This window comes from Variovorax sp. GW821-FHT10D07 (genome assembly GCF_059415325.1).
The window spans coordinates 57941-69677 of the sequence record NZ_JBWKMZ010000012.1; the positions used below are offsets into that span (position 1 = coordinate 57941).

The following is an 11737-nucleotide window of genomic DNA, read 5'->3' on the forward strand; positions in this document are numbered from 1 at the left end:
GGCGCGCGTTCCCCCCACGATTTTCCGGAGAACAACACATGAAAAGACGCGACATCCTCCTCTCGTCGCTGGCCGCCGCATGGGCCGGCCACAGCCTGGCGCAGATCGGCGGCGCGCCGGTGCGCATCCTGGTCGGCGCGCCCGCGGGCGGCTCCACCGACACGCTGGCGCGCTCGCTGGCCGTGAGCATGGGCCCGGCGCTGGGCCGCAACGTCATCGTCGAGAACAAGCCCGGTGCGGGCGGCAACATCGCGGCCGATGCCGTGGCCAAGGCCGCGCCCGACGGCAACACGCTGCTGATGAGCTTCACCAGCCACGCGATCAATGCCACGCTCTATCCGAGCCTGCCCTTCGATCCGGTCAAGGACTTCACCGCGCTCACCTGCGTCGCGACCTCGCCCTCGATCCTGGTGGCCCATCCCTCGGTGCCCGCGAAGGACGTGCGCGAGCTGATCGCGCTCGCCAAGGCGAAGCCGGGCCAGCTCAACTTCGCGATCGGCGCCGTGGGCTCGTCGCTGCACATGGCGGGCGAGGCCTTCAAGATGCAGTCGGGCGTGGACATCGTGAACATCCCCTACAAGGGCACCTCGCCCGCGGTGCAGGACGTGCTCGCGGGCCAGGTGCAGCTGATGTTCGCGGCCGTGGGCAACGTCAAGGCCCACATCCAGGCCGGCAAGCTCAAGGCGCTGGGCGTGACCACGGCCAAGCGGCTGCCAGCCTTCCCCGAGGTGCCGACCATCGCCGAGGCGCTGCCCGGCTACGAATCGAGCGCCTGGTTCGGCCTGTTCGGCCCCGCGCGCATGCCCGCCGAGCGCATCAAACAGATCGGCGATGCCGCGCGCCATGCGCTGCAACAGGCCGACATGCGCCAGCGCCTCGAGATCGAGGGCGCGATCCCCGTCGGCAATTCGAGCGAGCAGTTCTCGGCCTTCGTGCAGAGCGAGATCGTGCGCTGGGCCAAGGTGGTCAAGTTCTCGGGAGCCAAGCCCGAATGAGCGCGACGGCTTCAGCACAGACCCTGGCGCAGAAGCTCATCGCGCGCGCCAGCGGCCGCGAGCGGGTGGCGGTGGGCGAGATCGTGACCTGCGGCGTCGACCTGGCGATGTTCCACGACTCCTCGGGACCGCGCCGCCTGCAGCCCATGCTCGAGGAACTGGGCGCGCAGATCTGGGACCGCTCGCGCGTGGTGCTCGTGATGGACCACTACGTGCCCGAGCGCGACGACGACTCGCGCCGCATCGTGCGCATCGCGCGCGACTGGGCGCGCGACCAGCAGCTGCCGTATGTCTACGACAGCCAGGGCATCTGTCACGTGGTGGTGCCGCAGCACGGCCACATCCGCCCCGGCATGCTGTGCGTGGGCGGCGACTCGCACTCGCCCACGGGCGGTGCCTTCGGCGCCTACATGTTCGGCGTCGGCAGCACCGAGATGCTCGGCGTGGTGGTCACGGGCGAGATCTGGCTGCGCGTGCCCGAGACCCTGCGCATGTGGTGGGACGGCGCGCTGCCCGCTGGCGTGACCGCCAAGGACATGATGCTGCACATGATCGGCCGCTTCGGCATGAACGGCGGCCGCTACCAGGCCGTGGAGTTCGCGGGCCCGGCGGTGGTCGCGCTGTCGATGCAGGAGCGCATGACGCTCTCGAACATGAGCGCCGAGCTCGGCGCGCAAGCCGGGCTGATCGCGCCCGATGTCACCACGGCCGCGTTCCTGGCCGGTGCGGGCGCGCCGCCGGTCGACATGGCGCCATGGTTCACCGACGCCGATGCGGCGCTCACGGACCACCGCTTCGATGCCGCCACGCTCGAACCCCATGTGGCCGCGCCGCACAGCCCGGCCAATGCGCATGGCGTGAGCCGCTTCGTCGGCACGCCGGTCGACGTGGCCTACATCGGCGCCTGCACCGGCGCCAAGCTCGATGACCTGCGCGCCGCCGCGCAGGTGCTGCGCGGCCACAAGGTCGCGAACGGCATCCGCCTGATCGTGGCGCCCGCGAGCCTGCGCGACCAGGAGCTGGCGCGCGAGGAGGGCGTGCTGCAGGTGCTGATGGAGGCCGGCGCCGAGCTGTTCCCCACCGCCTGCGGCGCCTGCTCCGGCTATGGCGATCCGATGGGCGACGACATCACCGTCATCTCGACCACCGCGCGCAACTTCAAGGGCCGCATGGGCTCGCCGACCGCGCAGGTCTACCTGGGCTCGCCCTACACGGTGGCGGCCGCCGCGCTGCGCGGCTGCGTGACCGATCCGCGCGAGGTGCTGGCATGAGCGGTCAAAACCTGCACCGCCCGCACCGTGTCTGGCGCCTGGGCGCCGACATCGACACCGACGCGCTCGCGCCCGGCCATGCGATGAAGCATGGCATCGAGCGCATCGCGCAGCACTGCCTCGAAGCCATCCGCCCCGAGTTCGCGCGCGAGGTGCGCTCGGGCGACGTGATCGTGGCCGGCCCCAACTTCGGCATCGGATCGTCGCGCGAGCAGGCCGCGGCCGTGCTGGTGCAGCTGGGCGTGGCCGCGGTGATCGCGCCCTCGTACAGCGGGCTCTTCTTCCGCAATGCCTTCAACGTCGGCCTGCTGCTGCTGACCTGCGCCGAGGCCGAGTCGCTGCACGACGGCGAACAGATCGCGCTCGACATCGGCACGCCCGCGCTGCGCGGCGCCGACGGGCGGACGCTGGCCTGTGAGCCCGTGCCGGGCTTCCTGACCGAGATGGTCGAGGCCGGTGGCCTGCTGCCGCTGTTGCGCCGTCGCATGGCGGCGAAGAAGGAAGCCGATGCCGCCTGACATCGATCCACGACGCGCGGTGCTGCGGGCCGTGGTGGCGCTGCACGCGGCGCGGCCGGCCGATGCCGAAGCCGCCTCGCAGGCGCGCCGGCTGCTGGTCGACACCGTCGGCTGCGCGCTCGCGGGCCGGCAGGCGGGCGAGGTGCGCCGGCTCGAGGCCGCGCTCGCCGCCTGCGAACCGGGCGGCTTCGCGTTCCCCACCGGTCCGTCGCTGGCCGTGCAGGCGGCCGCGCAGGTGCTCGCCATGGCCGCGACCTGGGACGAGGCCTGCGAAGGCCACGCGCTCGCGCATGGCCGGCCCGGCGTGCCGCTGGTGGCGGCGCTGCTGCCGCTCGCGCTGCGGCGCGATGCCAGCCTCGGCGAATTTGTCGATGCCTTCGTGCTCGGCTACGAGGTCGGCGCGCGCTGCGGCGCCTGGCTGCGCATCCGCCCCGGCATGCACGTCGATGCCAACTGGCCCGCGCTCGGCGTGGCGGCGGGCGCGGCGCGGCTGCTGGGCCTGGCGCCCGAGGCCATCGTGCAGGCCATCGACATCGCGGCCTGCCAGCTCGCCACCAGCCTCTACCTGCCGGTGGCGCAGGGGCGCACCGCCCGCAACACCTATCTGGGCCACAGCGCTTCGCTGGGGCTGCAGGCGGCCTTCGCGAGCGCGGCCGGCATCGACGCGCCCGAGGGGGCGCTGGCTCACTACGCGGCGAACCATGCGGCGGCCACCTCGCAGCCCTTGCCCGATGCGTCGACCTTGCTGCTGCGCGACGCCTACCTCAAGCCCTTCGCGGCCGTGCGCCACGTGCACTACGGCGCGACCGCCGCGCGTGCGTTGCGTGAACGGCTGGCCGGCGACACCGCGGGCATCCGCCGCATCGTGCTCACGGTCTACGAGGAGGCGATCGTCTACTGCGGCAACCGCGCGCCGCGCACGCCGATCCAGGCGCAGTTCAGCCTGAGCTTCGGCCTCGCGGCGATGCTGCGCTTCGGCGATGTCGACCCCTCGGTCTATGCCGCACCGCGTTTCGACGACGCCGAGCTGCGCCGGCTCGAGGCGCTGGTCGAGCTCGAGGTCGATGCCGGTCTCACGGCGCGCCGCGAGCGTGGCGCCACGCTCGCGCTGACGCACGACGGCGTCACGCACGAAGAGACCGTGACCACCATCGCGGGCGACGCCCAGAACCCGCTGGACCGCGCGGCCCTGCTCGCCAAGTTCGCGCACTACGTCGCGCCGTCCGTCGGGCCCGCGCGCGCCCAGGCCTTCTGCGATGGCGTGCTCGACGCGCCCGCCGGCACCGCGCTCGGCGCGCTGTGGCAACGGCTCTGACCCGATTCCTCTTCACCACCTTCACGCCCACCCCACCATGAAACTCCTGCGCTACCTCGCCAGCACGCTGCTCGTGTGCCTGCCGCTCGTCGCCGCCGCCCAGGCCGGCGGCTTTCCCGACAAGGCGATCCGCATCGTCGTGCCCTTCCCGCCGGGCGGCGCCACCGATGCCGCGGCGCGGCTGGTCGCGGTGAAGATGAGCGAGCACTGGGGCCAGCCCGTGGTGGTCGACAACCGCGCGGGCGCGGGCGGCAACCTGGGCTCGGACCTCGTGGCCAAGGCGCCGGCCGACGGCTACACGCTGGTGATGGGCGTGACCGGCTCGCACGCCATCAACACCTCGCTCTACAGCAGGATGCCCTACGACCCGGTGGCCGACTTCGTCGCCATCAGCCAGGTGGCCGTGGTGCCCAACGTGCTGGTGGTGCATCCTTCGGTGCCCGCGAAGAACCTGGCCGAGCTGGTCGCGCTCGCGAAGAAGGAGCCCGGCAAGCTCAACTACGCATCGCTGGGCAACGGCACGGCCGCGCACCTGGGCATGGAAATGCTCAAGGCCGAGGCCGGCGTCGACATCACGCATGTGCCCTACAAGGGCAGCGCGCCCGCGGTGTCCGATCTGCTGGCCGGCCAGGTGCAGATGATGGTCGACGGGCTGCCCTCGGCGCTGCCGCACGTCAAGGCCGGCAAGCTGCGCGCGATCGCGCTCACCAGCCTGCGCCGCTCGCCCTCGCTGCCCGATCTGCCGACCATCGCCGAGAGCTACCCGGGCTTCTATGCCGATGCCTGGTCGGGCCTGTTCGCGCCCAAGGGCACGCCGCAGCCGGTGGTCGACAAGCTCTCGGCCGAGGTGCAGCGCATTCTCAAGCTGCCCGAGGTGCGCGAGAAGCTGGCCGCGCTCGGCGCCGAGCCGGTGGGTTCCACGCAGGCGGAATTCGCCGCCCACGTCAAGAAAGAGATCGACAAATGGGCCAAGGTCGTGAAGGCCAGCGGCGCGAAGGTGGACTGACCATGAACGACACACTCGACCCCGTCACGCTCGCCGTGCTGCGCGGCCGCCTCGAGCAAGTGGCCGACGAGATGGACGCCACGCTCTACCGCAGCGCGTTCAATCCCATCATCGCCGAGGCGCACGACGCCTGCCACGGCCTGTACGACGCGACCAGCGGCGACACGCTGGTGCAGGGCAAGTCGGGCCTGCCGGTGTTCGTGGGCGCCATGGCCTTCGCGGTGCGCGCCACCGTCGCCGCGGCCGAGCCGCGCGGCGGCATGAAGGACGGCGACATCTGGATCAGCAACGATGCCTACGACGGCGGCACGCACGCCAACGACTTCAAGCTGGTCAAGCCCTTCTTCCGCCACGGCAAGCTCTACTGCCACATGGCCTCGGCCGCGCACTGGCACGACGTGGGCGGCGCGGTGCCCGGCAACTACAACCCCGCGGCCACCGAGTGCTGGCAGGAGGCGGTGCAGATCCCGCCGGTGCGCATCGTGCGCGACGGCAAGCTCGATGCCGACGTGCTCGCGATCCTGCAGGCCAACACGCGCCTGCCCGACAGCCTGTGGGGCGACCTCAACGGCCAGCTCGCGGCGCTCGAGCTCGGCGCCAAGCGGCTGCACGGCCTGCTCGACGAGTACGGCGACGAGCTGGTGCTGAACGCGCTCGGCGAGCTGCGCGGCCGCGCGCTGCGGCTGATGCGCTCGCACATCGCCTCGCTGCCCGACGGCCGCTACAGCTTCGAGGACCTGCTCGACAACGACGGCATCGTGAACGAGCCGCTGACCATCGCGCTCGACATGACGGTGGCCGGCGACCGGCTGCTGCTCGACTTCTCGCGCACCTCGGCGCAATGCGCGGGGCCGGTCAACATCTCGCGCGCCACCGCCGTGGCGGCCTGCTACGTCGCGCTCAAGCACCTGTTCCCCGACGTGCCCGCCAATGCCGGCGTGCTCGACGCGGTGGACTTCGATATCCCCGACCGGCTGGTGATCAGCGCCGAGCGCCCGCGCCCGGTCGGCGGCTATACCGAGACCATCCTGCGCATGATCGACGTGATCTTCAGCGCCGCCGCGCAGGCCGATCCCACGCGCGCCGTCGCGCAGGCCTACGGCACCATCAACGCGCTGTCGATCGCGGGCCACCGCAGCGACAAGGGCCGCGAGGGCCAGCGCTGGGTGATGTTCAGCTTCTTCGGCGGCGGCCATGGCGGCCACTCGGGCGGCGACGGGCTCTCGCACGGCAATGCGCCGATCTCGACCGCGACCATCCCGCCGCTGGAGATCCTCGAGGCGGCCTATCCGGTGCGCTTCACCGAATGGTCGCTGCGCGCCGATTCGGGCGGCGACGGCCGGCACCGCGGCGGCCTCGGCGCCGTCTACGAGATCGAGCTGCTCGAGCAGGACGCCGAGGTCTTCGTGTTCGGCGAGCGCGGCACCTCGCCGCCCAAGGGCATCGCGGGCGGCGGCGCAGGCGCGGTCAACGTGTTCCGCTACGAGAACGCGGGCGAATGGCACGTGCCGCCGATGGTCTCGAAGATGCGCGGCATCCGGCTCGAGCGTGGCGAGCGCGTGCGGCTCGAGACGCCGGGCGGCGGCGGCTGGGGCGAGGCCGCCGAGCGGCCCGCGGCGCAGCGCGCGGCCGACCGTGCGATGGGCTATGTGACGACCGGCAACGACAAGAACGACAAGGACGAGGCATCCGAATGAGCTCCCCTGGCACCCCCCGCAATTCCCTGGTCGTCGGCGTCGACGTCGGCGGCACCTTCACCGACCTGTTCGTGCTCGACGAGGCGAACGGCACGGCGCGCATCGTCAAGGTGCCGTCCACGCGCGGCGAGGAAGCGCGCGGCTTCATGAACGGCGTGGCACGCGTGGCCGATTCGGCCGCGGCCATCGCCACCATCGTGCACGGCACCACCGTCGGCACCAACGCGCTGCTCGAGCGCAAGGTGGCGCGCACCGGCATCATCACCACGCGCGGCTTCCGCGACGTGCTCGAGATGCGCCGCCGCGACCGGCCCCAGACCTGGGGCCTGCGCGGCAGCTTCCTGCCGGTGGTGCCGCGCGACCTGCGCCGCGAGGTCGACGAGCGCGTGCTGGCCGACGGCACCCTGCACACCGCGGTCGACCTCGACCAGGTGCGCGCCGAGGCGCGCGCGCTGCTCGAGGCCGGCTGCGAGGCGGTCTGCGTGTTCTTCATCAACACCTACGCCAACCCGGCGAATGAACGCCTCGCGGTCGCGGCGGTGCGCGAGCTCTGGCCGAATCCGCACGTCACCTCGGCCAGCGAGGTGCTGCCCGAGATCCGCGAGTTCGAGCGCTGCTCGACCGCCACGCTCAATGCCGCGCTGCAGCCGGTGGTGGGCAGCTACCTCGGCCGGCTCGAGTCGGACCTGCGCGCGCAGGGCTTCGCGGGCGAACTGCTGGTGGTGCAGAGCAACGGCGGCGTGATGTCGCGCCAGACCGCGAGCGACCTGCCGGTGCGCACCGCGCTGTCGGGCCCGGCGGCCGGCGTGATCGCCTGCGCGGCCATCGCGCGCGCGGCCGGCTTTCCGAACGCGATCACCGGCGACATGGGCGGCACCTCGTTCGACGTCTCGCTGGTGGCCAACGGCGAGGCCGCGCTGGCCGCGCAGACCGCGATCGAGTTCGGCATGGTGATCCGCTCGCCGATGATCCAGATCGAGACCATCGGCGCGGGCGGCGGCTCGATCGCCTCGGTGGATGCGAGCGGCATGCTGCAGGTGGGACCCGAATCGGCCGGCAGCGTGCCGGGCCCGGCCTGCTACGGGCGCGGCAACATGCGCCCGACCGTGACCGATGCCAACGTGCTGCTGGGCCGCATCGCGGCCGACCGGCCGCTGGGCGGCGGGCTGCTCGCGGCACTCGACGCCGAGAAGTCGCGCCAGGCCATCGAGGAGCACGTCGCGCGCCCGCTGGGCCTGGACGTGCACGCGGCCGCCGAGGCCATCCTCACGGTCGCCAACGCGCGCATGGCCGGCGCCATTCGCCTGGTGTCGATCGAACGCGGCCACGACCCGCGCCGCTTCGCCTACATGCCCTTCGGCGGCGGCGGCGCGCTGCACGTGTGCGCGATGATGCGCGAGGTCGGCGTGGCCACGGGCATCGTGCCGCGCTATCCCGGCGTGACCTCGGCGCTGGGCTGCGTGATCGCCGACATGCGCCACGACGCGGTGCAGACCCTCAACAAGCCGCTGGCCGAACTCGACGTGGCGGAGGTCCAGCGCCGCATCGACGAGCTGGCCGCGAGCTGCCAGCAGCGCCTCGATTCCTCGGGCGTGCGCTTCGACGAGGTGCGCGAGGTGATCGCGCTCGACATGCTCTACGCGGGCCAGACGCACACGCTGCCCGTGGTGCTGGGCAGCGCGCCGCTCACGGCCACCGCCATCCGCGCCGCCTTCGAGGCCAGCTACACGGCCGCCTTCGGCCGCGTGCTCGAGGGCATCGCGATCCGCGTGATGAACCTGCGCTATGCGCGCATCGGCGTGCGGCCCAAGTTCGACCTGAAGGTGCTCGCGCCCGAGGGGCAGGGCAGCACCGCGCCGCTGGGCACGCAGCGCGTGTTCCACGACGGCCGCTGGCACGAGGCGCAACGCTATGCGCGCCTGAAACTGCCGGTGGCCGCGCGCATCGAGGGGCCCGCGATCCTCGAGCAGGCCGACACCACCGTGTGGCTCGAACCCGGCTTCCATGCCGAGGTCGATGCGCACGGCAACCTTCTCGTGAGGCTGTCATGAGCGAAACCAGGCAACCGATCGCGGCACGCACCGCGCTGGTCATCATCGACCTGCAGAACGACTTCCTCGACACGAGGGGCGCCTATGCGCGCGGCGGCGACACCAATCCGCCGGCGCTGCTGCTGCCGGCGCGCGTGGCCGCGGTGGCGCGCGCGCTCAAGGCCGCGGGCGGCATGGTGGTGGCGAGCCAGTTCACGCTGTGGCCCGATGCTTCGGGCGAGCCGATGGTGTCGCCGCACCTGAAGGCGCTGCGCCCCTACCTCGCCAAGGGCGACTTCGCGCCCGGCAGCTGGGGCCAGGCCAATGTCGATGCGCTGGCCGGGCTGGTCGACGTGAACGTGAGCAAGGTCGCGTACTCGGCCTTCTTCAACACCCAACTCGACTGGGTGCTGCGGCGCGCGGGCATCGACACGGTGGCGGTCTGCGGCATCGTCACCAACGGCGGCGTCGCGAGCACGGTGCGCGATGCGCACATGCGCGACTACCGCACGCTGGTGCTGGCCGACGGCTGCGCGGCCTTCGGCGAGGAAAGGCACCAGACCTCGCTGGCCGACATGCGCAACGTGGCCGAGGTGACGGACTGCGCGGCCTTCGCCGCGTCGCTCGCATGAGTTCGAATCCGTCGCGACCGGTGCGCCGCGCGGCCTCCGTCGAGGCCGAGGTGCGCGTGCCGGTGGCGATCGTCGGCGGCGGCGCCTGCGGGCTCACGGCCGCGCTGATGCTGGCCGACGCCGGCGTGGACTGCGTGGTGCTCGAGCGCGATGCGCTGCCCAGCGGATCGACCGCGCTGTCCTCGGGCTTCATCCCCGCGCCCGGCACGCTCGCCCAACGCGCGCACGGTGTGCTCGACGACAGCGCCGAGCGCTTCGCCGCCGACATCCAGGCCAAGGCCCATGGCCGCGCGGCGCCTGCGCTGGTCGCGGCCTATGCGGGGGCCATCGGCCCGGCGCTCGATGCGCTGCAGGCACGGCACGGGCTGCGGTGGCTGCTGCTCGATGGCTTCCTCTACCCGGGCCATGGCGTGCACCGCATGCATGCGCTCGAACAGAAGACCGGCGCCGCGCTGATGGCGGCGCTGCAGTCGGCCGCCGAGGCGGCGGGCATTCCGGTGCTGACGCAGGCGCTGGTCGACACGCTGGTGCTCGATGATGGCGACCGCGTGGTCGGCGTCGAGTACGCGCGCCCCGACGGCAGCCGCGAGACGCTGGGCTGCGATGCGCTGCTGCTGGCCTGCAACGGTTTCGGCGGCAATGCGCGGATGGTGCGCGCGCTGCTGCCCGAGATGGCCGAGGCCGCGTTCGGCGGCCATGTGGGCAACGACGGCAGCGCGATCCTCTGGGGCGAGGCGCTGGGCGCGCGGCTGCGCGACCTCGGCGGGTACCAGGGCCACGGCTCCTGGGTCACGCCGCAGGGCGCGCTGATGTCCTGGGCCGTGATGATGGAAGGCGGCGTGCAGCTCAACTGCGAGGGGCGGCGCTTCCACGACGAGACCCAGGGCTACTCCGAAGCCGCGGTGCATGTGCTCGCGCAGCCGGGCGGCATCGCTTGGAACGTGTTCGACGCGCCGCTGCTCGCGCTGGCGCGCGGCTTTCCCGATTTCTGCGAGGCCGAGGCGGCGGGTGCCGTGCGGCGCTGCGAGTCGGTGGCCGCACTGGCCGACTGCATCGGCTGCGAGGCCGCGGTGCTGCAGGCCACGCTCGACGCGATGCGTACCGGCACGCCCACGCCCGACGGCCGCGTGTTCGCGCGCGGGCTCGACGCACCGTACTTCGCGGTCAAGGTCACGGGCGCGCTGTTCCACACCCAGGGCGGCCTCGACACCGCGCCCGACATGCGCGTGCTGCGCCACGACGGCACGCCCTTCGACAACCTGCTGGCCGCTGGCGGCGCGGCGGGTGGCGTGTCGGGCGACGCGGTCTGGGGCTATCTCTCCGGCAACGGCCTCTTGAGCGCCGTGGCCGGCGGCTACATCGCGGCGCGCACGCTCGCCGCACGCAATCCAACCAGGACGAACTCCGCATGACGAATCCCTCTTTCAAGACCCGGCTCGCGCGCAACGACATCGTGCTCGCGCCCGGCGTGTACGACGCGCTCAGCGCGCTGGTGGCCGAGCAGGCCGGCTTCGAGGCGCTGTACCTCTCGGGCGCCTCCATCGCCTACACGCGGCTCGGCCGTTCCGACGTCGGCCTCACCACCTTCACCGAGGTGGCCGACACGCTGGCGCGCATCACCGAGCGCGTGCGCGTGCCGGTGATCGTCGATGCCGACACCGGCTTCGGCAACGCGCTCAACACCCAGCGCACCGTGCGCGGCTTCGAGCGCGCGGGCGCGGCCATGGTGCAGATCGAGGACCAGACCTTTCCCAAGCGCTGCGGCCATCTCGACGGCAAGGCCGTGGTGTCCGAGCGCGAGATGGTCGGCAAGCTCAAGGCCGCGCTCGACGCGCGCAACTCGAGCGAGACCCTGATCCTCGCGCGCACCGACGCGGTGGCGGTCGAGGGCATGGAGGCCGCGCTCGACCGCGCCGAGGCCTATCTCGCCTGCGGCGTGGACGCGCTTTTCATCGAGGCGCTGCGCTCGCCCGAGCAGATGGACGCTGCCTGCCGGCGCTTCGGCGACCGCGTGCCGCTGCTGGCGAACATGGTCGAAGGCGGCAAGACGCCGATCGAGGATGCCTATGCATTGCAACGGCACGGCTTTCGCATCGCGATCTTCCCGGGCGGCACGGCGCGCGCCGTGACGCACACGCTGCAGGGCTACTACGCGAGCCTGCACCGGCATCGCACCACGCAGCCATGGCGGCCGCAGATGCTCGACTTCGATGCGCTCAACGCGGTGATCGGCACGCCCGAGCTGATGCTCGAAGGACAGAAGTACGAGTAGG

General features: G+C 72.3%; 10 protein-coding genes. All 10 read left to right on the plus strand.

Annotated elements, in window-relative coordinates; translation table 11 throughout:
• Nucleotides 1-38 precede the first annotated feature (38 nt).
• The 10 genes from AC07PU_RS29430 to AC07PU_RS29475 are packed head-to-tail and all read left to right on the plus strand — an operon-like array spanning nt 39 to nt 11736.
• Nucleotides 39-995: a tripartite tricarboxylate transporter substrate binding protein gene (locus tag AC07PU_RS29430; protein WP_495321892.1), complete on the plus strand. Its 957-nt coding sequence runs from the start codon at nt 39-41 to the stop codon at nt 993-995.
• Nucleotides 992-2266 (plus strand): 3-isopropylmalate dehydratase large subunit, encoded by a 1275-nt coding sequence (locus AC07PU_RS29435; RefSeq protein WP_495321893.1) that lies wholly within the window; start codon nt 992-994, stop codon nt 2264-2266. The genes AC07PU_RS29430 and AC07PU_RS29435 overlap by 4 nt, the downstream gene beginning before the upstream one ends.
• Complete coding sequence (locus AC07PU_RS29440) at nt 2263-2784, plus strand: LeuD/DmdB family oxidoreductase small subunit (RefSeq protein ID WP_495321894.1); 522 nt, start codon at nt 2263-2265, stop codon at nt 2782-2784. Before AC07PU_RS29435 ends, AC07PU_RS29440 begins: the two co-directional genes overlap by 4 nt.
• Nucleotides 2774-4099 carry an MmgE/PrpD family protein gene (locus AC07PU_RS29445; protein ID WP_495321895.1) on the plus strand — a complete coding sequence of 442 codons (1326 nt, stop codon included), beginning with the start codon at nt 2774-2776 and terminating at the stop codon, nt 4097-4099. The genes AC07PU_RS29440 and AC07PU_RS29445 overlap by 11 nt, the downstream gene beginning before the upstream one ends.
• A gap of 37 nt (nt 4100-4136) precedes the next feature.
• The gene (locus AC07PU_RS29450; RefSeq protein WP_495321896.1) at nt 4137-5105 is read left to right on the plus strand and encodes a Bug family tripartite tricarboxylate transporter substrate binding protein; all 969 of its coding nucleotides are present in this window, start codon (nt 4137-4139) and stop codon (nt 5103-5105) included.
• Between the two features lie 2 nt (nt 5106-5107).
• A complete protein-coding gene (locus AC07PU_RS29455) occupies nt 5108-6802 on the plus strand; it encodes a hydantoinase B/oxoprolinase family protein (RefSeq protein ID WP_495321897.1) in 1695 nt (564 codons plus the stop codon).
• Nucleotides 6799-8853: a hydantoinase/oxoprolinase family protein gene (locus AC07PU_RS29460; protein ID WP_495321898.1), complete on the plus strand. Its 2055-nt coding sequence runs from the start codon at nt 6799-6801 to the stop codon at nt 8851-8853. The genes AC07PU_RS29455 and AC07PU_RS29460 overlap by 4 nt, the downstream gene beginning before the upstream one ends.
• Nucleotides 8850-9464, plus strand: coding sequence for a cysteine hydrolase family protein (locus AC07PU_RS29465; protein ID WP_495321899.1), 615 nt, complete (start codon nt 8850-8852; stop codon nt 9462-9464). Before AC07PU_RS29460 ends, AC07PU_RS29465 begins: the two co-directional genes overlap by 4 nt.
• Complete coding sequence (locus AC07PU_RS29470) at nt 9461-10876, plus strand: FAD-dependent oxidoreductase (protein ID WP_495321900.1); 1416 nt, start codon at nt 9461-9463, stop codon at nt 10874-10876. The genes AC07PU_RS29465 and AC07PU_RS29470 overlap by 4 nt, the downstream gene beginning before the upstream one ends.
• Nucleotides 10873-11736 (plus strand): isocitrate lyase/PEP mutase family protein, encoded by an 864-nt coding sequence (locus tag AC07PU_RS29475; RefSeq protein WP_495321901.1) that lies wholly within the window; start codon nt 10873-10875, stop codon nt 11734-11736. The genes AC07PU_RS29470 and AC07PU_RS29475 overlap by 4 nt, the downstream gene beginning before the upstream one ends.
• Nucleotide 11737: the final 1 nt, after the last annotated feature.